The organism is Oceanicola sp. 502str15, from assembly GCF_024105635.1.
In the GTDB taxonomy this organism is placed as follows: Bacteria; Pseudomonadota; Alphaproteobacteria; order Rhodobacterales; family Rhodobacteraceae; genus Vannielia.
Genome location: NZ_WYDQ01000001.1, coordinates 2,616,458 through 2,643,241, shown reverse-complemented (window position 1 = coordinate 2,643,241; position 26,784 = coordinate 2,616,458). Strand labels below are relative to the sequence as shown.

Here is a 26,784-nt window from a genome sequence, read left to right as displayed (position 1 = left end):
ATGTGCGGCCGTTTCGCCATCACCCTGCCCGACGAGGCCATGGCGCAGCTGTTCGGCGCCACGCCCTCCAACGACCTGCCCGAGGTGCCCCGCTACAACGTCTGCCCCACCACCCAGGTCGCCGCCGTCACCAGCGCCGAGGGCGCGCGGCGGCTGCGCCCGATGCGCTGGGGCCTGGTCCCGCACTGGTACAAGAGCCCCACCGACGGCCCCCTGCTCATCAACGCCCGCGCCGAGACCGTGGCCGAAAAGCCCGCCTTCCGCGCCGCCTGCCGCGAGCGCCGCTGCATCGTGCCCGCCTCGGGCTTCTACGAATGGACCAAAGACGGTGAAGGCAACCGCCTGCCGTGGTACATCACCCGCACCGACGGCGCGCCCATGGCCTTTGCCGCGATCTGGCAGGACTGGTCGCGGGAGGGCGAAGACAAGGTCGACGGGCCGACCGTGGCCATCGTCACCACCGCCGCCACCCATGAAATGGCCGAGATCCACCACCGCACGCCGGTCATCCTCGAACCGGACGACTGGGCCAAGTGGCTGGGCGAGGAAGGCAAGGGCGCGGCCACGCTGATGACCCCTCCGCAGGCGGGCGCGGTGCGGATGTGGCGGGTGGGCCGCGAGGTCAATTCCAACCGCGCCAGCGGCGCGTCGCTGGTGGAACCGCTCGAGGCCTGAGCGCCCCCGCACCGGAGCTCGCGCACAGCAAAAGGGCCGCGCTCCCTCGCGGGAAGGCGGCCCGATACCTGCGCTTCACTCGGCTCAGTTGGTGCCGTTACTCGCGGCGCTCTCGAAGTAGATCTCGCCTTCGTCGAACTCGCCGTTGGCGTTGCGGTCGGCAATGTCGATGCCCTCTTCGATGACCCCGTCGTAGGGATCGGCACCCGTGCCGTCATCTTCCGAGTAGTCCTGGAACATGTCCTCATCGAGCTTGTACTCGAGGCTCATCCACTCATGGACCATGAACACGACCGCGACGCCTGCCGGGATCGGGCCGGTCGACCAGGATCCGTCCTGCGACCACACCACATGGGCGCCGCCGTCGTCGTTGGTGAACTGCACGAAGTCACCGGGTTCAGCCAGCACGACGGGCGGCATCAGGTCGTTGTCGAAAATGGTCACTTCATGGGTCTCCGCCACGGCGGACCCAGCGGAAAGTGCCGCGGCGATGGCGGCGTAAGTCACGGTTCTGCGCAGCATCGGAGCCTCCTTGAACTGCTATCGGGCCCCAACCCGGGGGGTATCAATCGGAGTCTTGCGCGAGAAATCGGGCCAAACCGTGGCCCTCAGGGGGCGAAACCCGTGACTTTCTGAGGTTAATTTTCAGCAGTGACGAGGGAAAAGCCGGGAATATCCTGCAGTTGCGCCGTGCTGTCCTGCGCCAGCGCCTGCTCGAAATTGTGCCGCGCCAGCCGGGCATGCTCGCGGCCGAGCGCCTCGGCGCGCGCGCCCTCGCGGGCGGTGACCGCCTCCAGCATGGCGCGGTGCTGGCTTTGGGCGATGAGGAGCGAGCGGCGAAATTCGAGCTGCGTGGCCTGGCTGCCGAGGAAGGCCGAGGGCGAGGCCAGCGGCAGGCGATGGGCGCGCATCAGCTCGCGCTCGATGAGCGGCGAGCCGGGCAGGCGGGCCAGCGCGGCATGAAACCCGGCGTTCAGTTCGGCGTAGCGCTCGAAGTCCATCGCCCGTGCGCCATGGGTGATGACCCCGTCGATCGCCTCCACGCAGGCCTCCGCCTCCGCCAGCGCCGCCGGGTCTGCCCCGCGCTCGGCGGCCAGCCGCAGCGCCATGCCCTCCAGCACCCCGCGCAGCTCGATCGCATCGGCCACATCGGCCCGCGTCAGCGCCCGCACCGTGCACCGCCCCGAGGCGCCGCGCTCCAGCAGCCCCTCTTCGACAAGCTGGGTCAGCGCCTCGCGGGTGGGCGTGCGCGACAGCCCCAGCATCTCGGCGGCGGCGGTTTCCGACAGGTGCATCCCCGTGGGCAAACGGCCCGACAGGATGCGGTCGCGCAGGGCGCGGGTGGCATGGTCGATGGTTCTGAGCTTGCCATCTTCGGGCATGAGGCCTCCCTTTCGCCTGCAACGGTATACCGTTTGGGCGGATCATCCAAGAGATGATGGGGTTCCCTCTGGTATTTTCCCGTGAACGGTATACAGTTCACCGCAAGAACGGGCGAGTCGGAGGGGCTGCCCGCATGGGAGGACATCATGAGCGACGCAACCGCCGAAGTGCAGGCCACCGGAAAGCCGGTGCCGGTAGACGAAACGATCACGCTGGACGCGCTCACCCGCGATCCCTACCCGATCTACGCCCGTCTGCGGGCCGAAACCCCCGTGGTCCGCGTGCCCAAGATGAACCGCATCCTGCTGACCAAATGGGCCGACACCAAATACGTGAAGGACAATCCGCAGATCTTCTCGTCCAACGACCCGATCACCCCGATGCACCGCGCCTTCCGCGCCCATACGCTGATGCGCAAGGACGGCGAAGAGCACAAATGCGAGCGCGGCGCGATGCAGGGCGCCTTCAGCCCCAAGGTCATCACCCAGGACTGGGTGCCGCGCTACGAGGCCGTGGCCGAGGAATATCTCGATCGTTTGCCGCGCGGTGAGGTTGTCGATCTCTTCCCGATGCTCGCCGCCCCCTATGCCGCCCGCGGCCTTGCCGTCCTGCTGGGCACCGAAGAGGCCAGCGACGCCGAGATGATCCGCTGGTCGCAGGCGCTGATCGACGGGGCCGGGAACTTCGGCGAGAAGGAAGAGATCTTCGCCCGCTCCGAAGCCGCCAACGACGAGATGGACGCGCTCTTCACCCGCATCGAGGCGCGCCACAGGGCCGAGCCCAACAACTCGGCGTTCTCGGTGATGCTGAACGCCGAAAACCCGATCGCCCTCAGCCAGATCTGGGCCAACATCAAGATCGCCATCGGCGGCGGCATCAACGAGCCGCGCGATGCGCTCTGCACCATCCTCTACGGTCTGCTGACCAACCCCGACCAGCTTGAGCAGGTGAAGGCGGGCGGCGATTGGGTGAAGGCCTTCGAGGAAGGCGTGCGCTGGGTTGCGCCGATCTCCGTCTCCGGGCGGTACGTGCGCGAGGATACCGAGATCCGCGGCTACCACATCCCGGCCCATTCCACGGTGATGACGATCCAGGCCTCCGCCAACTGGGACGAGGAGGTGTTCGAGGATGGCCACCTCTTTAACGTCTACCGCAAGAGCAACCCGCACCAGAGCTTCGGCAACGGCCCGCATTTCTGCCAGGGCACCCATGTGGCCCGCCGCGCGGTGGGGCAGGTGATGCTGCCGAAGATCTTCGAGAAGTTCCCCAACATCCGGCTGGCCGAGCCGGAGGATGTGGTCTGGAGCGGCTGGGGCTTCCGCGGCCCGCTGAACCTGCCCGTCATTCTCGGCTGAAGGTAGGGCGGGACTTGTCCCGCCCCAGGCCCGGGCACCTCGGAAGGCGGGACAAGTCCCGCCCTACGAGTGCTAGAGAACGGCGGCAATCGCCTCGGCGGCGGGGGGGATGGTGGCGTCGGTCAGCCCGGCAAGGTTGATCCGGCTGTCCTCCACCATGTAAAGCCCGTGCTCCTTGCGCAGCGCCATCACCTGCGCCGGACTGAGGCCGAGCACGGTGAACATCCCCTTGTGCCCCTGCAGAAACCCGAAGCGGTCCGAGCCGGTGAGCCGGCGCAGCTCGCCCGCCAGCGCCGTACGGTTGGCTTTCATCCGCTCGCGCATCCCGTCAAGCTCGCCCTGCCAGTCTTGCCGCAGGCCCGGATCGGTCAGGATCTCGGTCACCACCCGGGCGCCGTGATCGGGCGGAAAGGCATAGTTCTGCCGGTTCAGCCAGGCCAGTGCGGCATGGGTCAGGTCGCGCGCCTTCGGGTCGGCGCAGGGCGCCAGCACGCAGCCCACCCGCTCGCGGTAGAGGCCGAAGTTCTTTGAGGCCGACACGGTGATGATGCTCTCGGGCAGGGCGGCGACCATGGTGCGCAGCCCGTCCACATCCGCCTCCAGCCCGTCTCCGAAGCCCTGGTAGGCGAGATCGACAAAGGGGGTAAGGCCGCGCTCGGCCAGCAGCTTGGTCAGCGCCGCCCAGTCCTGCGCCCGCAGGTCGGCGCCGGTGGGATTGTGGCAGCAGCCATGCAGCAGCACCACGTCGCCCGGCGCGGCGCGGGAGAGATCTTCCAGCATGCCCGCCACGTCGATGCCGCCGGTGTCACCGTCGTAATAGCGATAATCGGTGCGCGGAATGCCCAGCGTGTCGAGGATCGAGGCGTGGTTGATCCAGCTCGGATCGGGCAGCCAGATGCGCCGCTGCGGATTGCCCGCCAGCTTCATCAGCTCGAAGCCCTGCCGCACCGCCCCGGTGCCGCCCGGCGTGCCGCAGGCCGCATAGGGCGTGGTCTCGGCCATCTCGCCCAGCACCAGCCCGGCGATGGCGCGATGAAACGCCGGATCGCCCGCCAGCCCCACGTAGCCCTTGCTCTCCTGCCCCTCCACCAGCCGCTGCTCGGCGGCCTTCACCGCCCCGAAGATCGGCGTGCGCCCCTCGGCATCGTGGTAAACCCCCACGCCAAGGTCGATCTTGCCCATCCGCGGGTCTTCCGCGAAGAGCTTCATCAGGCGCAGGATCTTGTCTTCTTCGCGGGGGGGGATGGCTTCAAGCATGGGAAATCTCCGGCTGGGGGATGGGCGTCTGGGAGGCGTTGGCGGGGGCGGTGGCGGGACAAGTCCCGCCCTACGGACACGCGCCGGGGTGGGGGCACCCCGGCAGAGGCATCACCCGGTTTCCACCGCCAGACCGTCATAGAGGCCCCATTCCGACCACGAGCCATCGTAGAGCGCGTGGCGCGGGTGCCCCAGCACCTCGAGCCCGAGCGAGAGCACGGCGGCCGTCACCCCCGAGCCGCAGGAGGTGATCACCGGCCGCGCCATGTCGACCCCGGCATCCTCGAAGACCTCGCGCAGTGCCTGGCCGCGCTTCATGGTCTTGTCGGGGTTCAGCAGGTTGCCGAAGGGCAGGTTTCTGGAGCCGGGAATATGCCCGGCCCGCAGCCCCGCACGCGGCTCCGGCGCGGCGCCCGAGAACCGCTCGGGCGCACGGGCATCGACGATCTGCCAGTCGCCCAGCTTGGAGGCGGCGGCAACCTGGGTGACATCCTTCACCATGTCGGCCTGGCGCTGCACGGTCATGTGCCGGTCACGCACGATCGGGGGCATGTCCTCTACCTCGCGGCCCTCGGCCAGCCACTTGGGCATGCCGCCATCCAGCACCGCCACATCCTGCTTGCCCATCAGCCGGAACAGCCACCAGACCCGCGCCGCCGAAAACAGCCCGGCCCCGTCATAGACCACCACCTGATGCCCGTCGCCCACGCCCATCGCCCGCATCCGGCTCATGAACTTCTCCACCGGCGGGGCCATGTGCGGCAGGTCCGAGCGCGCGTCGGAAATCTCGTCGATGTCGAAGAACCGCGCACCGGGGATATGCCCGGCCTCGTATTCACCCTTCGCATCGCGGTTCATCGCCGGCAGATACCATGAGGCATCCAGCACCCGCAGGTCGGGGTCTTTCAGGTGTTTGGCGAGCCAGTCGGTTGAAACCAGCGTTTTCGGGTCGTCGGCCATGGGTGCATCCCCCTCTCGCATCGAAGATTGGTTAGCGCCCCGGCGGCAGACTGGCAAGGGCGCTCCCGGCTCAGGCGGTGCCGCGCGAGGGCGCACGGGCCAGCAGCAGGAGCAGCCCGAAGAGCACCATGGTCGCCCCCGAAGCGCGGTTCAGCCAATGCATCCGGCTGGCGGCGAGGCGGGCGGCAAAGCGCCCGGCGGTCGCATAGGTGCCCACCGCCACCAGCTCCAGCGCCAGAAACAGCCCGCCGAGGATGGCATAGCTCTGCCAGTAGCTCTCCATCGGCACGAACTGCGGAAAGAAGGCCGCGAAGATCAGGATCGCCTTGGGGTTGCTCAGCGCCACCAGCGCCTCGCGGCGCAGGGCGCGCGGCAGGGTCGGGGCCAGGGTGGCGAGGCTCTGGGTCTCGGGCCGGGTGCGCAGCAGCTTGATCCCGAGCCAGATAAGGTAGGCCGCCCCCACCAGCTTGACCACGGTGAAGGCCGCCGCCGAAACCGTCAGCAGCAGCCCGAGGCCAAGGGCAGAGGCGGCGATCATCCCGGCAAAGGCCACGATCCGCGCCAGCGCGGCCGCCATCGCAAAGCGGATACCGCTCTGCGCGCCATGGGTCAGCGCCAGCAGGTTGGAGGGGCCGAAGGCGAGGTTCAGCGCAAAGCAGGCGGGGATGAAGAAGGCCAGATCCATGGCCGCGACGTTGCCCCCGCGCCGCGCCGGGCGCAAGGCCCCGTAACGGCGCGCGCAGTCAGCCGTTCTGCTTGAGCAGCCGCTGCTTCTGGCGGTTCCAGTCGCGCTTGGCCTCGGTCTGGCGCTTGTCGGCGTTCTTCTTGCCCTTGGCGATGCCGATCTTCATCTTGGCGATGCCGCGATGGTTGAAGTAGAGCACCAGCGGCACCAGCGTCATCCCCTTGCGCTGGGTCTCGTTCCAGAGCCGCGCGAGTTCCTTCTTCGAGACCAGCAACTTGCGGCGGCGGCGCTCCTCGTGGCCGAAGGTCTTGGCCTGCGCATAGGGCGCGATATATCCGTTCACCAGCCACAGCTCGCCATCCTCGACAGCGGCATAGCTCTCGTTGATCTGGCTGGTGTTCTGGCGCAGCGACTTCACCTCAGAGCCTTCCAGCATGATCCCCACCTCGAGATCGTCCTCGATGGCATAGTCGTGCCGTGCGCGGCGGTTCTCCGCGATCACCTTGTAATTGGGGTTGTCATCTTTCTTGGCCATGGGGGAGGCATATAGGGGCTGCAAGCCGCGCTGGAAAGGGCCGACCGCAGAACCCGCCCGCTGCCCCGCGCCTTCACGAAGCGGGCGAGTCCACCGTCTCGATCCACGGCTTGATATCTATCACCGGCGTTCCGTCGAAGGCATCTGTGGCGTCGATATGCACCACCGCCCCGTCCATCGCCTCGATCCGCACGCAGCCCAGCGCCACCGGGTTGGGCCGGGCCGGGGAGCGGAGGGCAAAGGTGCCGCGAGGGCTGTCGGCATGGCGCGGGGCCTGCACCAGCAGGTCGCGCCGGGCCTCGCCCGTCCAGTAGAGCAGCATGATCCAGTCGCCCGGCTTCAACCCCTCCAGCGCGGGCACGAACTGCTCATGCAGTTCGATCCGCGCCGCCCCGCCGCCCTGCGCGCGCGAAAGCCGCAGGTTCTTGGGGGCCTTGCCCTCGCGCCAGTCCGACCGGATGACGCCGATGAAGTGAAGCCTGGCATCGGCGCGCTCTGCCGGGTCATATCCAAGCCGCTCCTCGCCCTCGCGGGGTGGCTTCATCAGTTGATCAGCCCGGCAAAGCGCATCGCGTCTTCGATCTGGCCCTTCACGAAGTCCGACACCTGCACGTGGGGGCGGCGCACGTCTTCGGCGCATTTGCCCAGCACCGAAAGCCCGTATTTCGCGCCGCACAGGCCCGGCTCGGCAAAGATCGCCCGGTGCAGGGGGATCAGCTTGTCCTGATAGTCCAGCGCCTTGGCATAGTCGCCCGCCAGCGTCGCCGCCTGCATCTCGGCGCAAAGCCGCGGGGCGACGTTGGCGGTGACGGAGATGCAGCCCTTGCCGCCCATCGCGTTATATCCCACTGCCGTCGGATCTTCGCCCGAAAGCTGAAGAAAATCCGGGCCGCACATTTCGCGGGTAATCGCCACGCGGGCGAGGTCGGCGGTGGCGTCCTTCACCCCGATGATGCTCGGGTTCTTCGCCAGCTCGGCCATGGTGCCGGGCAGCATGTCGATCACCGAGCGCGGCGGAATGTTGTAGATGATGATCGGCAGGCCCACCTCGGCGGCGGCCTCGAAATGGGCGATCAGCCCGGCCTGCGTGGGCTTGTTGTAATAGGGGGTGACGACCAGCGCGGCATCGGCGCCCGCGGTCTTGGCGGCCTCGACCAGCCGCACCGTCTCGCGGGTGGAGTTGGAGCCCGCGCCCGCGATCACCGGCACCCGGCCCGCGGCGGCCTTCACGCAGGCGGCCACAACGGCATCGTGCTCGTCATGGGTGAGGGTCGGGCTCTCGCCGGTGGTGCCCACCGGCACAAGTCCGCTCGAGCCTTCGGCAATCTGCCACTCCACCAGCGCCTCGAAGGCGGCCAGATCGAGCTCGCCGTCCTTGAAGGGCGTCACCAGTGCTGGAATAGATCCCTGGAACATGTTGTGCCCTCCTCTGTCGCGGCCAATTTCCCGTCCGGGCGGAGCTATAGTGCCCACGGGGCGCAATGCCAAGTTGTTGTATTGTTCATTAACCACGACGCGCTACACTTGCACAAACCGCCCATTGCCTGCTCCGGAGCTCGCCCGAGCCATGCATCGCTATGTCCTGTCGAATCTCGCTGTCGCCTGGCTCCTTGCCTGGCCGGTGGCGCATGCCCAGGCGGCAGACCCGGCCCCGGACGAGGGGCAGGAGGTGGTGCAGGAGGTTGCGCTCGAACTCGAGGAGGAGGGCGCCGGGGCGGAGGCCGAGGGCGAGGAACCCGCCGCCGAACCCGGCGAGAGGGTTGCCGAGGGCGAGACAGACGCCGTGCCGCAGGACGACACCGCGCTGCCCCGCGCCCCGGCGCTGGAGGGCGTGGCGCTGGCCGCCAAGGCTCCGCCTGCACGCCCCAAACAGGCCGGCCCCTTCACCCTGATGATGCGCGCCATCGCCCGTGGTGACTGGGGGCAGGCGGCCTTTTCTGCCGCGCGGGAAGGCCCCGAGATGGAGCAATACGTGCTCTGGGCCAAGCTGCGCGGCGGCGGCGGCAGCTTTGACGAATACATCAGCTTCACCGCCGATCACGCCGACTGGCCGTCGATGGACTACATCCACGACCGGGGCGAAGCCTCGATCGGGCGCGGCGAGGATCCCGACCGTGTGGTGGCCTATTTCGGCGACAAGATCCCCGAAACCGGGCTCGGTGTGCTGCGGCTGGTCGAGGCCCACGCCGCCCGTGGTGAGGACGGCGATGCGGCGGCGCTGGCGGTGCTCGCCTGGCGCACCCGCACGCTGAACGCCGATGTCGAGCAGGCCCTGCTCGAGCGCTACGGGGAGCTGCTGAAACCCCACCACGAGGCCCGACTCGATGACCTGCTGTGGCGCGACCGGCGTTCCACCGCCCTGCGCCAGATGGGGCGGGTGAGCGAGGACTGGCGAAAACTCGCCGAGGCCCGCATGGCGCTGCGCACCCGTGCCGCCGGGGTCGATGCCAAGATCGAGGCGGTCCCCGAGGCGCTTCAGGACAACGCCGGCCTCGTCTGGGAGCGCTACAACTGGCGCGTCGGCAAGGGGCTCCACGATGGCGCCGAGGAGCTGATGGTCGAGCGCTCCACCTCCGCCGAGGCGCTGGGGCGGCCGGAAGAGTGGTCGAACTACCGTCGCATTTATGCCCGCGCCCTGCTGCGCGACGGCAACGTGCCCGAGGCCTATGCGCTCGCCTCGCGCCACTTCCTGGCCGACGGCTCCGACTTCGCCGATCTCGAATGGCTCGCGGGCTGGATCGCCCTGCGCTTCCTCAAGGACCCCGAGCTGGCGCTCTGGCACTTCGAGCGCTTCGGCGAGGCGGTCGAAACGCCGATCAGCCTCGGCCGCGCCGGCTACTGGCTGGGCCGCGCCTATACCGACCTCGGCGATGCCGAGAAGGCGCGGGATGCCTTTGCCTACGGCGCGCAATACCAAACCAGCTACTACGGGCTGCTCGCCGCCGAGGCCGCGGGCCTGCCCATGGATGTCACCCTCACCGGGCGCGAGGTCTTCGCCACGATCGCCGACACCGCGCTTGCAGGCTCCGAGGTGCTCGCCGTCGGCCTGCGGATGCTTGAAGAGGGCGAGGCGGCGGAGGCCGAGCGCTTCCTGACCCACCTCGCCGGGCAGGTCGAACGCCCCGAGGCCGGGAGCCTCGGCGCATTGATGATCGAACGCGGCGAGGTGCATCTGGCGCTGAAGGTCGCCAAGGCGGCAGCCCGCAACGGGCTGACGATTCCGGCCGCCTACTACCCCCTGCACGAAATGGCCGAGTCCGAATGGCCGGTGCCCGCCGAGCTGGCCCTGTCGATCGCCCGGCGCGAGAGCGAGTTCGATCCGGTCGTGGTCAGCCCCGCCGGGGCGCGCGGGCTGATGCAGCTCATGCCGGGCACCGCGCGCGACATGGCCGGCGAGCTGAAGGTGAGCTACGACGCCGGCAAGCTGACCGAAGATCCGGTCTACAACGCCCAGCTTGGCACCGCCTATCTTGCGGGCCTCATTGATATTTTCGGCAATGCCCCGGTGCTTGTCTCGGTCGGCTACAACGCCGGGCCGGGCCGGGCGGTGAACTGGGTCGCAGACCGGGGCGATCCGCGCTACCCGGGCGTCGACGTGGTGGACTGGGTCGAGATGATCCCCTTCCGCGAGACCCGCAACTACGTGATGCGCGTGACCGAGAGCATCCCGGTCTACCGCGCCCGGCTGACCGGCCGGGTGGAGAAGCTGGAGTTCACCAAATTGCTTCACGGCACGCCAAACTAGGGCAGCCCCTCAGCCCTTCACCCCTCCAGAGGCCCGAAAAAGCCGGTGATCCGCGTCAGCCGCCCGCTCTCAGGGTCCAGCTCCACAACGTCGATGCTGCCTGCCAGAAACACCGCATCGCCATCGCGCAGGCTCCAGCCGAAGCGGGCCATGCCGTGGTGCGCATCCACGCCACCGGTGCGGGCGATCACCGCGTCGGGGCGGGCGGCGCAGACCTTGGCGATATGGGCCGAGAGGGCGGCAATGCCGGTCAGCTCCACGGTCGGATCGGTGTAGCGCAGATAGGGCGAGACGCAGCGCGCGAGGGCCGCCCGGCGGGCGCTGTCGTCCATCACCCGCCAGCAGGCGCAATAGGCGTCGATCGTGGCGGCGAGAGCCTCGGCCCCGCCGCCCGTGGTCACGCGGCGACCTGTTCGCGCAGCACCGAGGCGGTGAGCGAGATCATCAGGTAGATGCCGGCAAAGATCAGCAGCGCCAGCGCCGTGTTCTCGAAGGCGCGCGGATAGGTGGCCTCGTCGGGCGCAATCGGCGCCACGCCGAGCGACAGGTAGCGCACCTGCCGGTTGGCCTCGATCCGCGCCGTCTCGAGCTGGGCGGCGGCCTGCTGGAGCAGAAGCTGCCGGGTGGTCAGATCGGCCTCGGCAATGCGCAGCTCGCCGGTGATGCGGGCCAGCGAGGCGCCGCTGCCGGTGGTCTGGGTCATCGACGAGCGCAGCTCGTCCACCAGCGCCCGCAGCCGGGCAATGTCGCCCTCCAGCGCCCGCACACGGGCCTGGTTGGGGCGGGTGTTGGCCATCTGCTGTTGCAGGTCCAGTTCCTTCTGGCGCAGCTCCACCTCGAACTGGGTGATCTGGCTCATCAGCGAGCCGGTTTCGCTCACCGGGTCGAGCACGCCGAGCTGCTCCTGCAGCTCGAGCACCCTGCGCTGCGCCGCCAGAACCTTGCCCTCGGCATCGTCGAAGCTGGCGCGCGCGCCCTTCATCTGGTCTTCGCGCAACCGCTGGGTCAGCTGGTCCACCTGCTCCTCGGCATAGCCCAGCAGCGCCTCCGAGAACTCCTGGCTCTTTTCGGGGCTGGCGGCGATGACCTCCATCTTCAGAATACCTTCTGTCGGGTCGTAGCCGATCTTCACGTTGCGCTGGAACAGCCGGTAGGCCGCCTCGTCGGTGGCCCCCTCCTCGAGCCGCTGGATCGGGTCGATGAAGCTCTGCTCGAAATGCGCCTTGAACGCGTGGTCCTGGTTGAGCCGCTGCATGGCGGCGCGCGACTGCAGGTAGCTTTGCACCGTGGTGCTGTCCTGCTGGGTGGCAAAGCTGGTGCCCTGGAACAGCCCGCCAAGCCCGGCCGCGGCCGCAGGCTCGGCCTGCTGGATCACGAACTCCGACTTGGTGGCATAGAGCGGCGTCGCCAGCACGTAGTAGTACCACCCGGCAATGAAGGCCGGCAGCAGCACGAAGAACGCCAGCCGGGTGAACAGCAGCATCGACTTGCGGCGGCGCCGGCGGGCGATGTCCTGCTGGATGCGGCCGATCTCGCTGGCCCGCTGGTCGGCGGGGTTGAGCACCGGGCCGGGCACCGGGGCCTCCTTCGGCACGGCCACTTCGGTGCCGGTCTGGCGCGAGACCTGCGGCAGGTTGGGCGTGGCACCCGCCTGGCCGCCGGCGCGGGCGGCCTCGGCCCCCTGCGCCTTGGCGTTGTTCTGCACCAGCTCCAGCATGGCCGAGCGCTGGAACGGGTCCAGCCCGCGGTCGCGCAGCTGCTTCACCGCATCGAAATCCGAGGTCGGGGTGAGCCCGTGCTTCTGGGCAACCCGCCGCGCCATGCGCAGCTGTCGGCCGGTGAGGCCTTCCTTGCGGATGTCGGCAATCGTCTGTTCGCTCTGGGCCGAGGCCGCGCTCTGCACGTCGCCGCTCTGCGCCGTGCCGGGCTGGCCGTCAGCCTCCTGCGCCCCCCGGGCCGCGCCAGCAGCCGCGCCGCCCTCGGCCGCGGCCGAGCCGGGCATCGCCTCGGGGCCAAAGCCGTCTTCATGCATCTCCGGCGAGGCCGCTTCCATCATCGCCACGTCCTCGTCGACGGGCGGCTGGGCGGGGGCCTTGCGGGTCACCGTCTTGCGGCCCGGCGCGCGCGGGCCTGCATCCGGCGTGGCCGCCTGCTTCGGGGCAGGCGGGGACACGGGCGGCGGCGCCACCTTGCGGGCGGTCGCCCCCTCGGTTGCGGCCATGGCCTGGCCGGGCGTGAGGGGGGCGTCGCGCCGGATGCGGAACCGGCTAGCTTTGGGCTTGGTAGTCATAGAGCCTCTTCGCCTCCTCAAGCGTATCAAACATTTGGAACTGCCCGTCGCGCAGCACCGCCGCCGAGCGGCAGAACTTCTCAAGCGTGGCCGCCTGGTGCGAAACGATGACAACGGTGGTGTCCTTCAGGCGTTCGCGCAGGATCGAGCCGGCGCGGCGGTTGAAGTCCACATCCGTCGTCGAGGGCATCCCCTCGTCGATCAGGTAAATGTCGAAGTCGAGCGCCAGCATCAGCGAGAAGCAGAAACGCGCCCGCATCCCCTGGCTGTAGGTGCCGACCGGCATGTCGAAATATTCCTCGATCCCGCAGAGCCAGCGCCCGAAGGCCTCCACGTAATCGGGGTCGAGCCCGTAGAGCCGGGCGATGTAGCGGGCATTCTCGGTGCCGGTGTGGCGGTTGACCACCCCGCCCATGAACCCCAGCGGAAAGGATATGCGGCAGCCGCGGCGAATCTCGCCCTCGTCAGGCTTTTCGAGACCGGCCATCATGTTGATCAGCGTGGTCTTGCCGGTGCCGTTCGGTGCGAGGATGCCCAGCGAATTGCCCAACTCAACGCGGAAGGAGGCCCTGTCGAGGATCACCTTGCGCTGTTTGCCCGTCCAGAAGGACTTGCTGACGTTGGAAAATTCCAGCATTCGTCGCCTTTGGCTGCTCGTTTTCACACCTTAGCGGCGCTTTCTTAAGACTTTGGTATAAGCCGCCATTCAGGCAGCATTATGTCGCCCAAACACTCCGGTTTTCAACGGATTCTTGGTGGATTGCGGCACCAATGCGGCGCGATTTGCGCCCGCTGGTGCCGCAATGGGCTGCATTCAGCCGTTCTGTTTCTCCACCCGGGTCACAAGGCCCGCCACGATCGAGATCGCAGCCGCCCCGAAGCTGAACAGCGCCCCCATCTTCGCCGCGTCCTGAACCAGCCCGCCCGGGAAGGCGACGGAGGCCACGAAGAGCGACACCGTAAAGCCGATGGCGGCCACGCAGCCGATCACCACGAGGTCGATCGAGCGCATCCCGGCCGGCAGGCCCAGCTTCATCGGATAGGCGGCGACCCAGCCGAAGATGAAGATCCCGACAGGCTTGCCGATGACCAGCCCCGCCAGCACCAGCCATGTGGCCTCGCCGATGGCGTTGAACTCGACGCCCGCGTTCAGCAGGCCGAAGAAGAACAGGATCACCTCGACCGGGTGTTTCAGCATGTGCTCGGCCTTGTTGAGCAGGTCCGAAAGATACTGCTCGGCTTCCGAGAAGATGCCGAAGGCCCGGTCGGCGTGGGGCAGGGTCGGCACGATCGGCAGCAGGCCGAGCGCCGGGTGGATGCCCGCCTCCTGAAAGCCGTACCAGCTCACCGCACCGGCCAGCAGGTAGGGCCAGACACTGAGCGTCGAGGCCATCCAGGTCGAGTGCGGCCTGTCCTGATTTCCGGCATCGCGCTTGCGCGGCAGCCAGTTGCACAGAAGGTAAACCGTCACAGCCGCCGCGACCGAAAGCAGCAGCCATTCGGGTGCCAGCTCGCCGCTCGGGTAGAAGATCGCCAGAATGATCAGGCCCGCCGCGTCATCGGCAATGGCCAGCAGCAGCAGGAAGCGCACCGCCGGGTGGCCTGCGCCAAACACCATGCGGCCCACGAGATAGGAAAACGCGATGTCGGTCGCGGTCGGAATCGCCCAGCCGTTCTTCACCGCGTCGAAGGTGTCGGGCCAGACAAGGTAGGCCATCCCGAGATACACGGTGATCGGCCCGATCATCCCGCCCAGCGTGGCCACCAGCGGGGTGGCCGCCTTCTTGCCGCGCAAGCTCCCGTTCTCGAGGATCACCGCCTCCCAAACCTCCTTGGCCGCAATGGCAAAGAAGAAGGCCATGAGCACATCGTTGACGAGGTAATGCAGGGTCAGGGTGCGGTGGCCATCATGAAGATGGCCGATCGGGGCATGGTCCCAGATCACGAACTCGACGAAATGATGGTAGCTGTCGGCGTCGATATTGGCCCAGATCAGGGCGGTGATCGCGCCGGCAATCAGCAGCAGCGAATAGTTCGTGACGAAATTCCAGACGCGATACATGCCTCACCCCTCTGCCTCAGCGTTGCCCCCAGATAATGAAATCAGGTGGCAGGGGCAACCGCGTGAGAGAGGCTCGAAGCGTGCGCTGGCGCGCAGTGCTCTTTCCGCCAGCGCCGAACCCTCCCGCTGCCCGGCCAATGCGCGTCAGGCAAAGGCGCCCCAGGCCAGCCCGGCCAGCACCGCGCCGACAAGGGCAAAGCCGAGATAGGCCGCAAAGATGCGGGGCTTCACCAGCGCCCAGACCGCAACCGCCGCCGGAATGCACGACACGCCCCCGGCAATCACGAAGGACATCGCCGCGCCCTGGCTCATGCCCTGCGCCAGCAGCGCGTCGATCAGCGGCACGGCGGCATAGCCGTTGAGGTAGGCCGGTGCGCCCACCAGCGCGCCCAGCAGGATCGGGCCGATGCCCTCGCCGCCCAGCACCGTGCCGATCATCTCGGCAGGCACATAGGTCAGCATCAGGCTTTCCAGCAGGTAGGCCAGCAGCAGCCACTTGAGCAGGAACAGCCCGTTTTCCATGGCCGTCTCGCGGAAGGTCGCGCGCCGGGGGGCGTCCTGCCAAAACTGCCATACAGGCTTGCCCTCAAAGGGTTTTTCCGAGCCGCAGCAGGAGCCGCAGCTCTTCTTCGGGCGCAGCGGGTCTGCAAAGACCGGCGAGCGGGCAAAGGTCATGGTCAGAAAGCCGCCCATCATCCCCAGCCCCACGGCGGCAATCGTCTTGGCCACGGCAAACTCGAGGCCGAGCGTGCCCGCGGTGATCGAAAACATCGCCGGGTCCATCAGCGGCGAGGCCAGCCAGAAGGCCATCACCGCCCCCAGAGGCGCGCCCACCGCCAGCAACGCGGCGATGAAGGGGATCACCTCGCAGGAGCAGAAGGGCGACAGCCCGCCCAGCAGCGCCGCCATCACCACCATCCGCGCCGGGTTGCCCTCGAAGGCGCGGGCCAGCAGGCTCTCGGCCCCGGTCGCCTTCAGCCAGGCCACCGCGAGCACGGCAAAGAGGATGAAGGGCGCGGTGTGCAGCAGGGCTTTCAGGGCAAACTGGATCGTCGGCAGGGTCTGTGGCGTGTCGAACAGGGCCACGCCCAGCACGATCAGCGCCGAAACGAGCCATGCCTTGGGCGTGCGCTTCCAGAGCGCGCCGAGGGAGGGGCGGGGGGATTGGGTGAGGTCAGCCATGCTCGTGCGGTCCCTTGGTGTGGCAGGGGGTCTCCCGGTCGGCGCAGCATTGCGACATCAGGAAGCCCGAAAGCGCTTCGATCTCCTCGTAGGACACGGCGGCGCAGATGATGCTGCGGCCCTGCCGTTCCTGCCGCACCAGCCCGGCGGCGGCGAGGATCTTCATGTGGTGGGTCAGGGTCGAGCCGGTCACGCCGCTGCGCTGCCCCAACTCGCCGATGCTCAGGCCCTCCGGCCCGGCGCGCACCAGCATCTGAAGCACCACAAGGCGCTGCTCGGAGCCGAGCGCCGCGAAGGTCGAGGCCATTTCGGCCAGGGAATGCCCGTCAGGGAGAATCGTTTTCATGTTTCTAGAAGTATCGAAGCTAATTTCGCAGGGCAAGACATTTCTAACATCCTCGAACAATCCCGCGCAGGCCCTTCTGCCCGCGCCGCGCCGCCGCTAAACTCGCCCCCATGTCCCTCCCCGACGAGATCCGCGCCTGCCGACTCTGCGCCGCCCGCTTCGCCGCCACGGCCACCGGCCACGCGCCGCGGCCGGTGCCGTGGTTCGCCCCCGGCGCGCGGCTGCTCATCGTCGGACAGGCCCCCGGAATGCGCGTCCACACCACCGGCCTCCCCTTCAACGACCCCTCGGGCGACCGCCTGCGCGACTGGCTCGGGGTTGACCGCGACACCTTCTACGACACCTCCCGCGTGGCGATTCTGCCAATGGCCTTCTGCTTCCCCGGCTACTCTGCAAAGGGCGCCGACCTGCCCCCGCCCGCCATCTGCGCCGACACATGGCGCGCCGCGGCGCTAAACCACATCGGCCCCGCGCCCCTGACCCTGCTTATCGGCGGCTACGCGCAGGGCTGGCACCTCGGGCGCGCGGCCAAGCGCGCCGGCGTCACCCGCACCGTCGCCGCCTGGCGCGACCATGCGCCCGCCGCCTTCCCCTTGCCCCATCCGTCCTGGCGCAATACGGGGTGGCTGAAGAAAAATCCCTGGTTCGCCGCCGAGCTCCTGCCCGCGCTGCGCGACAGGGTGAAGGAGCTGCTATGACCCCGCTCGACGCCGCCCACGCGGCCATGGAAACCGGCGGCGAGGCCGAACGCCTCGCCTTCTACGCCGCCTTCGCCGACAGCCAGATATTTCTGCTGCTGGAAGAGGAGCCCGAGGGCGAGGTCATCACGCCCCGCGCGGTGGACGCGGGCGAAGGCGAGATCCTTCTGGCCTTCGACAGCGAAGACCGGCTGGTGGCCTTCACCCAGGGCGAGGCCGCCTTTGCCGCCATGTCCGGGCGCGGTCTGGTGGCGATGATGGCCGGGCAGGGGCTTGGCCTCGGGCTCAACCTCGAGGCCCCCTCCGCCATGGTCCTGCCCCCCGAAGCGCTCGACTGGCTGGCCGAAACCCTCGGCCACGGGCCGGAAGCGGCCGAGGAAATCCCGGTCGAGGTCGCCACCCCCGACCTGCCCCGCGCCCTGCTCCTCGCGCTCGACGGCAAACTGGCCTCCGCCGCTGGCCTCGCCACCGCCGCCCTGCTGGCCCGCGCCACCTACCGCTCGGGCGCCGAGGGCCACCTGCTGGCCTTCGTGGATGCCAAGGAGGGCGCCGAACACGCCCTCGCCGGCGCCGCCAACGAGGCGCTCAAGTTCTCCGGCCTCGAAGCCGAGGCGCTCGACGTCGCCTTCCTCGAAGACGGCAGCCCACTGGCCCAGGCCATGACCCGCCACGGCATGCGCTTCAACCTCCCCGAGCCCGAAACCCCCGAACCTTACCAGCCCGCCCCCCCCGGCTCCGACCCGAACAAGCCTCCGAAACTGCGCTGATCACCGGGGCGGGACAAGTCCCGCCCTACGCCCGTCCCCCCGGGTCGCGCCACCCGTCCCCCCCCGAACAGTACCGGTCCAGCCGGACCGCCACCCGGGCCAGCCTCTCGCCAACCGAGACGGCAGGCATTCCCTATAAGAAACCACGGCTCCAAGGATATCGCCCCACCGACCGGCCCCCACCCGAGCCACCCGACCCCGTAGGGCGGGACTTGTCCCGCCGCCCCGGCAGCCGCCCCGCCAAAGGCGGGACAAATCCCGCCCTACGCGCGCTCACTCGGATCGCGCCATCGGTCCACCCACGGACAGCCTCTGTCCAGAAGGACCGCCACCCAGGTCAACCTCTCGCCAACCAAGACCGTCTACATTCTCTGAAGAAAGCCCGCCGCTCCAAGGGCATCGCCATCTCGACCGCCCCCACCCGAGCCACCCGACCCCGTAGGGCGGGACTTGTCCCGCTGCCCCGTCAGCCGCCACGCCCTGCGCCCCCTAACTCGGGTCGCGCCAGCGGTTCACCACCGGATAGCGCCGGTCCAGCCAGAACGCCGCCTTCGTCAGCCGCGTCCCCGGAGCCGACTGGAACCGCTTGTACTCGCTGAGGAAAATCAGCCGCTCCACGTGTTTCACCACCTCGCGGTCAAACCCCTCGGCCACCACCTCGGCCACGCTCGCCTCCTCGTCCACCAGCATCTCCAGGATGCGGTCGAGATCCTCATAAGGCGGCAGGCTGTCCTCGTCCTTCTGGTCCTCGCGCAGCTCCGCCGAGGGCGGCTTGTCGATCACCCGGGGCGGAATCACCTCGCCCTCCGGCGCCAGCATCCACGCCCGATGGTTGGCATTGCGCCAGCGGCAAGTCTCGAACACCCGCGTCTTGTAGAGATCCTTCAACGGATTATACCCGCCCGCCATGTCGCCGTAGATCGTCGCATAGCCCACGGCGACCTCGCTCTTGTTGCCGGTGGTCAGCAGCATCTCGCCGAACTTGTTGCTCAGTGCCATCAACAGCAGCCCGCGCAACCGGCTCTGGATGTTCTCCTCCGTCAGCCCCGGCTCGGTGCCGGCAAACAGCGGCGCCAGCGCCTCGGTCACCGCCGCCCTCGGGCCGCTGATCGGCACAAAGTCGTAACGGCAGCCCAGCTTCTCGGCCACCGCCTTGGCATCCTCCAGCGAATGCTCGCTCGTATATTCCGAGGGCAGCATCACGCAGCGCACGTTCTCCGGCCCCAGCGCATCGGCGGCAATGGCGGCCACCAGCGCCGAATCCACCCCGCCCGACAGGCCCAGCAGGGCCTTCCTGAACGCCGTCTTGGCAAAATAGTCGCGCACAGACTGCACCATGCAGCGATAATCCTGCTCCCATTCGCCCGGCAGCGCCGCCTTCTCGCCCTCCAGCGCGCGCCAGCCGTCAGGCCCGCGCTCGAGGTCCAGATGGGCAACCGCCTCGTCGAAGACAGGCATCTGCAAGGCCAGCGCCCCGCCGGGGTTCAGCACGAAACTCCCGCCGTCGAACACCTGGTCATCCTGACCGCCCACCATGTTGAGGTAGATCAGCGGCAGGCCGGTCTCGACCACGCGCTGGACCATCAGGTTCTGGCGGGTCTCCATCTTGCCGCGATAGTAGGGCGAGCCATTGGGCACGAGCAGAAATTCGGCGCCGGTCTCGGCAAGGGTCTCTGCCACATCCTCGTGCCAGGCATCCTCGCAGATCGGGCTGCCAACGCGGATGTTGCCCACCGCATAGGGGCCGCCCAGAGGGCCGGCATCGTAGATGCGCACCTCGTCGAAGACGGTCTCGTTGGGCAGGTGGTGCTTGAGCACCCGCGTCATCACCTTGCCGTCCTTGAGGATGAAATAGGCGTTGAACAGCTTGCCATCCTCGGGCCAGGGCCCGCCGATCGCGATCGCGGGGCCATCGCCGCAGTCCCGCGCCAGCGCCTCGATATGGGCCACCGCATCGGCGGCAAAGGCCGGGCGGTCCACAAGGTCCTGCGCGTTGTAGCCGCAGATGAACATCTCGGTGAAGGCCACAAGGTCCGCCCCCGCCGCCTTGCCCTGCGCCCAGACCTCGCGTGCCTTCGCGGCGTTGCCTTCCATGTCGCCCAGCACCGGGTTCAACTGTGCCAGCGTTATACGAAACCTGTCGGCCATGCCTGCGCCTCTCCTTGATCGGTTTCGACTTAGCAGATTGACGCTGAAGTGAAAGGTCGCCACCCCAAAAACCATTGCGACCCGCGCGCCCCCCGATTACCTTCGCGGCCCGCGGGGGGCACGCCCCGCGAGGGAAAGAGGCAAGGGGCAGCCAAGAGGGAACACCCAATGATCCGGGCAGGACACATCGCACTGGCAGCCACTCTGGCGCTGGCCACACCGCTGGCGGCGCAAGACAAGCAAATCAAGCAATACGACAACGGCGGCATCTACGAAGGCACCTTCAAGAACGGCCTCCAGCACGGCAAGGGCAGCTACACCCTGCCCAACGGTTACGAGTATTCGGGCGACTGGGTCGAGGGCGAGATCCTCGGCCAGGGCACGGCCCGCTACCCCAATGGCTCGGTCTACCAGGGCGCCTTCGCCAAGGGCAAACCCGAGGGCAAGGGCAAGATCACCTTCCCCGATGGCGGCACCTATGACGGCGACTGGGCCAATGGCCAGATGACCGGGCAGGGCGTGGCCAACTACGCCGACGGGCGGCGCTATGAGGGCGCCTTCGTCAACGGGCTGCACGAGGGGCAGGGCAAGCTGACCTCGCCCAACGGCTCGGTCTACGAGGGCGCCTGGGTCGCGGGGGCCAAGGAGGGCAGGGGCCGGATGAGCTATGCCGACGGCTCGCTCTACGAAGGCCACTTCTCGCGCAACCAGCGCGCCGGGCAGGGCGTGCTCACCATGACCGACGGGCTCACCTACAACGGCGCCTGGAAGGCCGGCCAGATCAACGGCCTCGGCACGCTCACCCAGCCCAACGGCGACGTGTATACCGGCCTGTTGGTGAACGGCCAGCGCCACGGCAAGGGCAAGGTCACCTATGCCAACGGCGAAACCTACGACGGCGACTTCAAGGCCGACCAGCGCGACGGCCAGGGCACCTTCACCGGGGCCGACGGCTACCGCTATGTCGGCACCTGGAAAGAGGGCCGCATCCACGGCAAGGGCACGGTCAACTACCCCGACGGCTCGGTCTACGAAGGCGATTTCGTCAATGACCTCGCCCATGGCCAGGGCACCATCACCTACCCCGATGGCTCGGTCTACACCGGCGGCTGGTCCGAAGGCGTGATCGAGGGGCAGGGCGTGGCCCGCTACAAGGGCGGCATGGTCTACGAGGGCGGCTTCAAGGATGCCAAGAACCACGGCCAGGGCACGATGACCTCGCCCGATGGCTACAAATACGTGGGCGAATGGAAGGCCGGCCTGCGCGACGGGCAGGGCACCGCGACCTATGCCGACGGCACCACCTACGAGGGCGGCTTCTCCGCCGGCCAGCGCGAGGGCCAGGGCAAGATCACCATGGCCGACGGCTTCACCTACGAGGGCGGCTGGAAAGCCGGCAAGATCGACGGGCAGGGCACCGCCACCTACGCCAACGGCGACATCTACGAAGGCCTCTTCGCCGCCGGCAAACGCCAGGGCCAGGGCACCATGACCTATGCCACCGGCGAGGTCGAAAGCGGCGAATGGTCCGAAGGCATCCTCACCCGCGCCACCCCCGCCCCCGCCACCGACAACCCCGAAACCACCCCCGAAGACAGCACCCCCAGCGACGGCTGACACCGGGCCAAAAGATCAGGGCCTCCGGCGGGAGATATTTCCGGCAAGAAAATGCACAGGCGCGCGCGCCAACCAAACCGGGTCAATTTGACTCAAATGCGCGCGCCAAAAGCCGCCCCTGCCCATTTTCTTGCGTCAAATATCTCCGGGGGGCGTGGGGGGCTGGCCCCCCACTCCGGCGCTCTCAGCCCGCCGCAAGCTCGCAGAAGCGGGCAATCTCCGCCTCGGTCACGCTCCAGTCGCAAACCAGCCGCGCGGTGAGCATCTCGTCGGGGTCATCCCCCTCCAGCGTCCCGGCCATCAGGTAATAGCTCGCCCCGGCCGCCTTCAGCCGCTGATGCGCGGCGCGGGGCAGGTCGGCGAAGAGCAGGTTGCTCTCCTGCGGCGCATGCAGCCGCCCGCCCGCGCCCTCCACGCCGCGCGCCAGCGCGGCCGCGGCGGCATTGGCGGTGCGCGCGCTCTCCAGCCAGAGGCCGCCGGTCAGGTAGGCCCCCATCTGGGCCGCAAGGTAGCGATGCTTCGAAAACAGCTGCGCCCCGCGCTTGCGCCGATACTCCAGCTCCTCGGCCTTCGTCGGGTCGAAGAGCACCATCGCCTCAACCCCCATCAGCCCGTTCTTGGTGCCACCAAAGCTCAGCGCATCCACCCCCGCCTTCCAGCTCGCCTCCGCCGGGGTGCAGCCCAGATGCGCCACCGCATTGGCAAAGCGCGCCCCGTCCATATGCACCCCAAGCCCATGGTCGCGGGCCACGCCGCTCAGCGCCCGCAGCTCCTCCAGCGTGTAAACCGCACCCTTCTCGGTCGCCTGGGTGATCGAAACCGGCCCCCGCCGCGGCCCGTGCACCCCGCGCGTGCCCTCTGCCTCGATGGCGGCCCGCAGATCGCCGGGCGCCATCCGCCCCGCCTCATGGGGCACCAGCGTCAGCTTGGCGCCGCCGGTGAACAGCTCGGGCGCGTTGCACTCATCCTCGTGGATATGGGCGCAATCGGCGCAGAAGATCGTCTCGAACGGCTCGGCCATGGTCGAGAGCAGCAGCACGTTCGCCGCCGTCCCGGTCGCGGCCAGGAACACCGCCGCCTCGGGCGCCTCGAAGGCCTCGCGGACCTGCTCCACCACGCGCAGCGAGAGCGGGTCGGCGCCGTAGGGCATGGCGTAGCCGTCATTGGCCTCGACCAGAGCCGCCATCACGGCGGGGTGGACGGGGCCGGTGTTGTCGGAGGCGAAATTCATTCAAAGGTCCTCTTCTGCGGCGATGTAATCTTCCCAGTCGTCCTCCGGAATGGAGAACTCCGGCCACGTCGGCCCGCGCACCGCCCGCCCCGCCTTGCGCGTGCTCTCCGGATCGCCGGTGACCAGCGGATGCCACGCGGGCAGCGGCTTGCCCTCGTGGCGCAGCCGGTAGGCGCAGCTCTCGGGCATGAAATAGGCGGTCTTGGCCATGGTCTCGGGCTTGAGCACCACGCATTCGGGCACGATCTTCAGCCGGGTTTCGTAGTTGGAGCAGCGGCAGGTGCCGTCATCGAACAGCCGGCAGGCGATGCGGGTGAACTCCACCTGCCCGGTGTCCTCGTCTTCCAGCTTGTTCAGGCAGCACTTGCCGCAGCCGTCGCAGAGCGCCTCCCATTCCGGGCCGGTCAGCTCCCCCAGCGGGCGCTCCCAGAACTTCGGCCTCATATCGCGGCCAGAATGGCGCGGGCCTGCGCCTCGTCCCGTTTCATCTGCGCGATGAGGGCGGGCAGCCCGTCAAACTTCGCTTCCGGGCGCAGGAACTCGACAAAGCCGATCGACAGGTGGGCGTCATAGAGATCGCCGCTGAAGTCGAACAGGTAGGTCTCGAGGTTCGGCGCATCGCCTTCGAACATCGGGCGGATGCCGAGGCTGGCCACCCCGTGATGGCGGCCCTTGCGGGGCCCGTCCAGCACCTCCACCAGCACCGCATAGACCCCGAAGGCCGGGCGGTGCAGGCGCGGCAGCCCCATGTTGGCGGTCGGATAGCCCAGCTCGCGGCCCCGCTTGGCGCCATGAATCACCGGCCCCTCGATGCGGTGCCAATGGCCCAGCATCGCAGCCGCCTCGCGCGGGCGGCCCTCGGTCAGCGCCTCGCGGATCGCGGTGGAAGAGATCTCGCCCGCCCCCGGCAGGCTCTCCAGCTCGGCCACGGTCACGCCAAAGCCAAGCGCGGCGCCGTCGCGGGCAAGGCTTTCCACATCGCCCGCGCGGCCCTTGCCGTAGCGAAAATCCGCGCCCACGGTCACATTGGTCGCGCCGATCCCCTCGGCCAGCACCGCGCGGCAGAACTCCGCGTCGCTCAGCGAGCGGAAGGCCTCGTCGAAGGGCAGCTCGACCAGCAGGTCGACCCCCAGCTTTTGCAGCCGGTGGGCGCGGGCCTCGGCGTTCATCAGCCGAAAGGGCGGGGCGGCGGGCTGGAACACCTCGCGCGGGTGCGGCTCGAAGGTGAGCACGCCCAGCGGCGCATCCGGCGCGGCGGCGCGGGCCTGCCGCAGCACCGCCTGATGCCCAAGGTGCACCCCGTCGAAATTGCCGATGGCAAGGCTGGCGCCCCGCAGCGCGGGCGTGATCTCGGAGAGGTGGCGTGCAGTCCGCATGAGGCCTGAGGTAGCGCCGGGGTGGGGGGAGTGCAAGACGGGGCGGGCTTTCGGTGGCCGCGCTGCGCGCGGGGCAGGGGCTGCGCCCCTCCGGTCGCGTCAGTTGACGATCACCCGCTCGGAGCGCCCGCCGCTGACCCGGAAGAACTCCGCCAGCGCCCCGCCCTCTGGGATGATCTGGTTGGGCACCTCCCAGAGAATGCCGGAAAAGATGTAATAGTCGCCGTTCGGCACCGCCCTGAATTCAAAGTCCCCCTCTGCATCGCAGGTCGCCTTGCGCTGGTACTCGGCAAAGGCGGGCGGGTGCTTGATCTTGGGCATCAGGATCACCGGAATCGACCCGCCCTGCACATTGCCGAAGGCCCGGGTGACGAACTCCTTGGCATAGCCCCCCGCCGGCACCAGCAGCACATCGTAGCCCGCGCAGGTCACCACCCCGCCGCCGCGCTGCCGAAAGAAGGCCTGCCCGGTGACGGTCGCGCTGCCGGGCCGTTTCACATAGTCCACCTCGCGGGCGCTGAACGGCTTGGCAACCTCGATCGCCGGGCCGCATCCGGCGAGCCACAGGAGGGGCAGGGCGAGCAGGGCAACGGCGGATCGGCGCATGGGGGTCTCCACTGGCAACAGGCGGCGCAGGGCCGTCGGGTGCCCCCAGTGGAGCGGATAAGTGGTTAACGGCAGGTTAACGCTGGCCCGGCGACGCGCCGTTCACGGGCCCCAAGGACGCCTAGGCTGGGCGAAACTCCCCATCCGCCCTCCTCAATCGCCCACGACCGGCACAGGGCCGAACGCCACCCCTCAGTCGAACTTCGCCGAGGGCGCCAGCACCATGGCCTCGCCCTTCAGCACCACCTTGCCCTCCACCAGGCAGCGGGTGTCGAGCGTGACCCGGCGTTTGCGATGGTCGATCTCCATCACCTCCACCTCCGCCAGCACCACGTCTCCCGGCCGCACCGGCGCCAGAAACTTCAGCGACTGGCCCAGGTAAACCGTGCCATGCCCCGGCAACTGCTCCCCGATCACCGCCGAGATCAGCCCCGCCGTCAGCATCCCGTGGGCGATCCGCCCCTCGAAGATGGTGTCCTGCGCATAGGCATCATCCAGATGCACCGGGTTCCGGTCGGTCGAGACCTCGGCGAAGAGTTCGATGTCGCGGTCCGTCACCTCCTTGCGCAGGTGGCGCACCATGCCGATCTCGATATCCTCGATGCAGATCGTGCCGCGGGGCAGGTTGTCGAGCATGTTTCCCTCCGGTCTCATGGCGCGATCCTAGCCGGTGCGCTGCGCTGCGGCAATATGAGTCGGAAAGATAATTCCGCAAACGGCACTTATGTCGCAACTATCGTGCGAGACAGATTGTTACTCACCCGTCTCACGGATCTCGTCCGAGCGGTCTCCCATCAGGTAGCGCGGCCCCGCGCCCCGGCTCGCGGCCTTGTCGCCGGCGTTGTAGAGCCGGCACTTCTCGAGCGAGAGGCAGCCGCATCCGATGCAGCCGTCGAGATCGTCGCGCATTTTTCGCAGGGTCTCGATCCGTTGGTCGAGCGTGTCGCGGAACAGCTCCGAAATCTCCCGCCAGTCCCGCGCATTGGGTGCGCGCCCCTCCGGCAGCCCCTCCATCAGCGCCTTGATCTGGGGCAGGGTGTAGCCGAACTGCTGGGCAATGCGGATGAAGCTGACCCGCCGAATGTCCGCCCGCCGGAACCGCCGCTGCCCCGAGGGCGCGCGCATCGGCGCAATCAGCCCCTCGGCCTCGTAGTAGCGCAGCGCACTCACCGCCAGCCCGGCGCGCTCGGCGAACTGCCCGATCGACAACACGTCATTGGCCTTCAGTTTCGCCATGCCGAAAGAATACCTTGAGCTAAAGTTAGATTTAGCAATTACAACAGGGCAAATCACACGGCAAGGAGATTCGCCCATGCAAGCCCAAGCCCGGCTCGAACACGTCAACGTCACCGTCTCCGATCTCGACCGCGCCATATCGCTGCTCGATGACCTCTTTGGCTGGAAGCTCCGCTGGCGCGGCAGCTCGATCTACGGCGGCGAAACCGCCCATGTCGGGGGCGAGAACAGCTACCTCGCGCTCTACCGCCACCACGATCAGGAGGCGGCAAAGCAGTCGACCTACCATGTGACCGGCGGGCTCAACCACGTCGGCGTGGTGGTGGAAGACCTCGACGCGGTGGAGCAGCGGGTAAAGGACTACGGCCTCACGCCGCGCGCCCACGCCGATTACGAGCCGGGCCGGCGGTTCTACTTCGACGATTGGGACGGCGTGGAATACGAGGTGATCTGCTACACGTGAACCCTTTGTTCACACATCGGGCGTAGAACCCTCTCAACGGCTCGGGCCTCCCCCAGGTCAGCCTGAGAGCCGCAACGATGCGGGCCTTTCCCTCGGTCCGTGTCACCCCAAGTAGGGTGGGCGAAGCCCACTACCCGTGTCGCACCGCATCATGCGCTCCCCCCAGG

28 protein-coding genes are annotated in these 26,784 nt (G+C 68.3%); 7 read left to right on the top strand and 21 right to left on the bottom strand.

What is annotated here, in order from left to right:
* Positions 1 to 675: an SOS response-associated peptidase gene (locus GTH22_RS12830; protein ID WP_252945667.1), complete on the top strand. Its 675-nt coding sequence runs from the start codon at positions 1 to 3 to the stop codon at positions 673 to 675.
* Between the two features lie 84 nt (positions 676 to 759).
* Here the strand turns inward: GTH22_RS12830 and GTH22_RS12825 are convergent, their stop codons facing one another.
* Positions 760 to 1,197, bottom strand: a complete 438-nt coding sequence (locus tag GTH22_RS12825) for a hypothetical protein (RefSeq protein ID WP_252945666.1) — start codon at positions 1,195 to 1,197, stop codon at positions 760 to 762.
* 116 nt (positions 1,198 to 1,313) lie between these two features.
* The gene (locus tag GTH22_RS12820; protein ID WP_252945665.1) at positions 1,314 to 2,057 is read right to left on the bottom strand and encodes a GntR family transcriptional regulator; all 744 of its coding nucleotides are present in this window, start codon (positions 2,055 to 2,057) and stop codon (positions 1,314 to 1,316) included.
* A gap of 147 nt (positions 2,058 to 2,204) precedes the next feature.
* Here GTH22_RS12820 and GTH22_RS12815 point away from each other — a divergent pair, with 147 nt between their 5' ends.
* The gene (locus tag GTH22_RS12815) at positions 2,205 to 3,413 is read left to right on the top strand and encodes a cytochrome P450 (protein WP_252945664.1); all 1,209 of its coding nucleotides are present in this window, start codon (positions 2,205 to 2,207) and stop codon (positions 3,411 to 3,413) included.
* A 72-nt stretch (positions 3,414 to 3,485) separates the two neighbouring features.
* Here the strand turns inward: GTH22_RS12815 and GTH22_RS12810 are convergent, their stop codons facing one another.
* From GTH22_RS12810 to dapA, 6 genes are all read right to left on the bottom strand, one after another.
* On the bottom strand, positions 3,486 to 4,670 hold the full coding sequence (locus GTH22_RS12810) for an amino acid aminotransferase (protein ID WP_252945660.1): 1,185 nt from the start codon (positions 4,668 to 4,670) through the stop codon (positions 3,486 to 3,488).
* Positions 4,671 to 4,781: 111 nt separating this feature from the next.
* Entirely contained in the window at positions 4,782 to 5,630 is an 849-nt protein-coding gene (gene sseA / locus GTH22_RS12805; RefSeq protein ID WP_252945659.1) for a 3-mercaptopyruvate sulfurtransferase, read from the bottom strand.
* A 70-nt stretch (positions 5,631 to 5,700) separates the two neighbouring features.
* The gene (locus tag GTH22_RS12800) at positions 5,701 to 6,315 is read right to left on the bottom strand and encodes a LysE family translocator (RefSeq protein ID WP_252945656.1); all 615 of its coding nucleotides are present in this window, start codon (positions 6,313 to 6,315) and stop codon (positions 5,701 to 5,703) included.
* Positions 6,316 to 6,373: 58 nt separating this feature from the next.
* Positions 6,374 to 6,850, bottom strand: coding sequence for an SsrA-binding protein SmpB (gene smpB / locus GTH22_RS12795; RefSeq protein ID WP_252945655.1), 477 nt, complete (start codon positions 6,848 to 6,850; stop codon positions 6,374 to 6,376).
* 73 nt (positions 6,851 to 6,923) lie between these two features.
* Positions 6,924 to 7,394, bottom strand: coding sequence for a tRNA (N6-threonylcarbamoyladenosine(37)-N6)-methyltransferase TrmO (gene tsaA / locus GTH22_RS12790; protein ID WP_252945654.1), 471 nt, complete (start codon positions 7,392 to 7,394; stop codon positions 6,924 to 6,926).
* Positions 7,394 to 8,266, bottom strand: coding sequence for a 4-hydroxy-tetrahydrodipicolinate synthase (dapA, locus tag GTH22_RS12785; protein WP_252945653.1), 873 nt, complete (start codon positions 8,264 to 8,266; stop codon positions 7,394 to 7,396). The genes tsaA and dapA overlap by 1 nt, the downstream gene beginning before the upstream one ends.
* Positions 8,267 to 8,417: 151 nt before the next feature.
* Between dapA and GTH22_RS12780 the strand changes: the two genes are divergently transcribed.
* Positions 8,418 to 10,595: a lytic transglycosylase domain-containing protein gene (locus tag GTH22_RS12780; RefSeq protein ID WP_252945651.1), complete on the top strand. Its 2,178-nt coding sequence runs from the start codon at positions 8,418 to 8,420 to the stop codon at positions 10,593 to 10,595.
* Positions 10,596 to 10,612: 17 nt separating this feature from the next.
* Here the strand turns inward: GTH22_RS12780 and GTH22_RS12775 are convergent, their stop codons facing one another.
* The 6 genes from GTH22_RS12775 to GTH22_RS12750 form a co-directional block, all read right to left on the bottom strand.
* On the bottom strand, positions 10,613 to 10,996 hold the full coding sequence (locus tag GTH22_RS12775) for a hypothetical protein (RefSeq protein ID WP_252945650.1): 384 nt from the start codon (positions 10,994 to 10,996) through the stop codon (positions 10,613 to 10,615).
* Positions 10,993 to 12,885 carry a capsule biosynthesis protein gene (locus GTH22_RS12770; protein WP_252945649.1) on the bottom strand — a complete coding sequence of 631 codons (1,893 nt, stop codon included), beginning with the start codon at positions 12,883 to 12,885 and terminating at the stop codon, positions 10,993 to 10,995. The genes GTH22_RS12775 and GTH22_RS12770 overlap by 4 nt, the downstream gene beginning before the upstream one ends.
* A complete protein-coding gene (locus GTH22_RS12765; RefSeq protein ID WP_252945647.1) occupies positions 12,863 to 13,522 on the bottom strand; it encodes an ABC transporter ATP-binding protein in 660 nt (219 codons plus the stop codon). Before GTH22_RS12765 ends, GTH22_RS12770 begins: the two co-directional genes overlap by 23 nt.
* A 177-nt stretch (positions 13,523 to 13,699) precedes the next feature.
* On the bottom strand, positions 13,700 to 14,947 hold the full coding sequence (locus GTH22_RS12760) for a Na+/H+ antiporter NhaA (RefSeq protein WP_252945646.1): 1,248 nt from the start codon (positions 14,945 to 14,947) through the stop codon (positions 13,700 to 13,702).
* A 144-nt stretch (positions 14,948 to 15,091) separates the two neighbouring features.
* Complete coding sequence (locus GTH22_RS12755) at positions 15,092 to 16,129, bottom strand: permease (RefSeq protein WP_252945644.1); 1,038 nt, start codon at positions 16,127 to 16,129, stop codon at positions 15,092 to 15,094.
* Positions 16,122 to 16,475: a helix-turn-helix transcriptional regulator gene (locus tag GTH22_RS12750; protein WP_252945642.1), complete on the bottom strand. Its 354-nt coding sequence runs from the start codon at positions 16,473 to 16,475 to the stop codon at positions 16,122 to 16,124. Before GTH22_RS12750 ends, GTH22_RS12755 begins: the two co-directional genes overlap by 8 nt.
* A gap of 110 nt (positions 16,476 to 16,585) precedes the next feature.
* Here GTH22_RS12750 and GTH22_RS12745 point away from each other — a divergent pair, with 110 nt between their 5' ends.
* Together GTH22_RS12745 and GTH22_RS12740 are read left to right on the top strand one after the other, a co-directional pair.
* Complete coding sequence (locus tag GTH22_RS12745; protein ID WP_252945635.1) at positions 16,586 to 17,173, top strand: uracil-DNA glycosylase family protein; 588 nt, start codon at positions 16,586 to 16,588, stop codon at positions 17,171 to 17,173.
* The gene (locus GTH22_RS12740) at positions 17,170 to 17,940 is read left to right on the top strand and encodes an SseB family protein (RefSeq protein ID WP_252945630.1); all 771 of its coding nucleotides are present in this window, start codon (positions 17,170 to 17,172) and stop codon (positions 17,938 to 17,940) included. Before GTH22_RS12745 ends, GTH22_RS12740 begins: the two co-directional genes overlap by 4 nt.
* Positions 17,941 to 18,429: 489 nt before the next feature.
* On the opposite strand, the gene GTH22_RS12735 is transcribed toward GTH22_RS12740, so the two are convergent.
* Positions 18,430 to 20,088, bottom strand: a complete 1,659-nt coding sequence (locus GTH22_RS12735; protein ID WP_252945623.1) for an NAD+ synthase — start codon at positions 20,086 to 20,088, stop codon at positions 18,430 to 18,432.
* 168 nt (positions 20,089 to 20,256) lie between these two features.
* Between GTH22_RS12735 and GTH22_RS12730 the strand changes: the two genes are divergently transcribed.
* Positions 20,257 to 21,705 (top strand): MORN repeat-containing protein, encoded by a 1,449-nt coding sequence (locus GTH22_RS12730; protein WP_252945622.1) that lies wholly within the window; start codon positions 20,257 to 20,259, stop codon positions 21,703 to 21,705.
* A 184-nt stretch (positions 21,706 to 21,889) separates the two neighbouring features.
* Here the strand turns inward: GTH22_RS12730 and GTH22_RS12725 are convergent, their stop codons facing one another.
* The 6 genes from GTH22_RS12725 to soxR form a co-directional block, all read right to left on the bottom strand.
* The gene (locus tag GTH22_RS12725; RefSeq protein WP_252945621.1) at positions 21,890 to 22,936 is read right to left on the bottom strand and encodes a low specificity L-threonine aldolase; all 1,047 of its coding nucleotides are present in this window, start codon (positions 22,934 to 22,936) and stop codon (positions 21,890 to 21,892) included.
* A complete protein-coding gene (locus tag GTH22_RS12720; RefSeq protein WP_252945620.1) occupies positions 22,937 to 23,380 on the bottom strand; it encodes a YcgN family cysteine cluster protein in 444 nt (147 codons plus the stop codon). It lies immediately after the preceding gene.
* Positions 23,377 to 24,312 (bottom strand): bifunctional riboflavin kinase/FAD synthetase, encoded by a 936-nt coding sequence (locus GTH22_RS12715; protein WP_252945618.1) that lies wholly within the window; start codon positions 24,310 to 24,312, stop codon positions 23,377 to 23,379. Before GTH22_RS12715 ends, GTH22_RS12720 begins: the two co-directional genes overlap by 4 nt.
* A gap of 99 nt (positions 24,313 to 24,411) precedes the next feature.
* A complete protein-coding gene (locus GTH22_RS12710; RefSeq protein ID WP_252945617.1) occupies positions 24,412 to 24,918 on the bottom strand; it encodes a hypothetical protein in 507 nt (168 codons plus the stop codon).
* A 192-nt stretch (positions 24,919 to 25,110) separates the two neighbouring features.
* Positions 25,111 to 25,554 (bottom strand): MaoC family dehydratase, encoded by a 444-nt coding sequence (locus tag GTH22_RS12705; RefSeq protein ID WP_252947637.1) that lies wholly within the window; start codon positions 25,552 to 25,554, stop codon positions 25,111 to 25,113.
* A 117-nt stretch (positions 25,555 to 25,671) separates the two neighbouring features.
* Positions 25,672 to 26,154, bottom strand: a complete 483-nt coding sequence (soxR, locus tag GTH22_RS12700) for a redox-sensitive transcriptional activator SoxR (protein ID WP_252945616.1) — start codon at positions 26,152 to 26,154, stop codon at positions 25,672 to 25,674.
* Positions 26,155 to 26,230: 76 nt separating this feature from the next.
* Here soxR and GTH22_RS12695 point away from each other — a divergent pair, with 76 nt between their 5' ends.
* A complete protein-coding gene (locus GTH22_RS12695) occupies positions 26,231 to 26,617 on the top strand; it encodes a VOC family protein (protein ID WP_252945614.1) in 387 nt (128 codons plus the stop codon).
* The last annotated feature ends 167 nt before the right edge of the window (positions 26,618 to 26,784 follow it).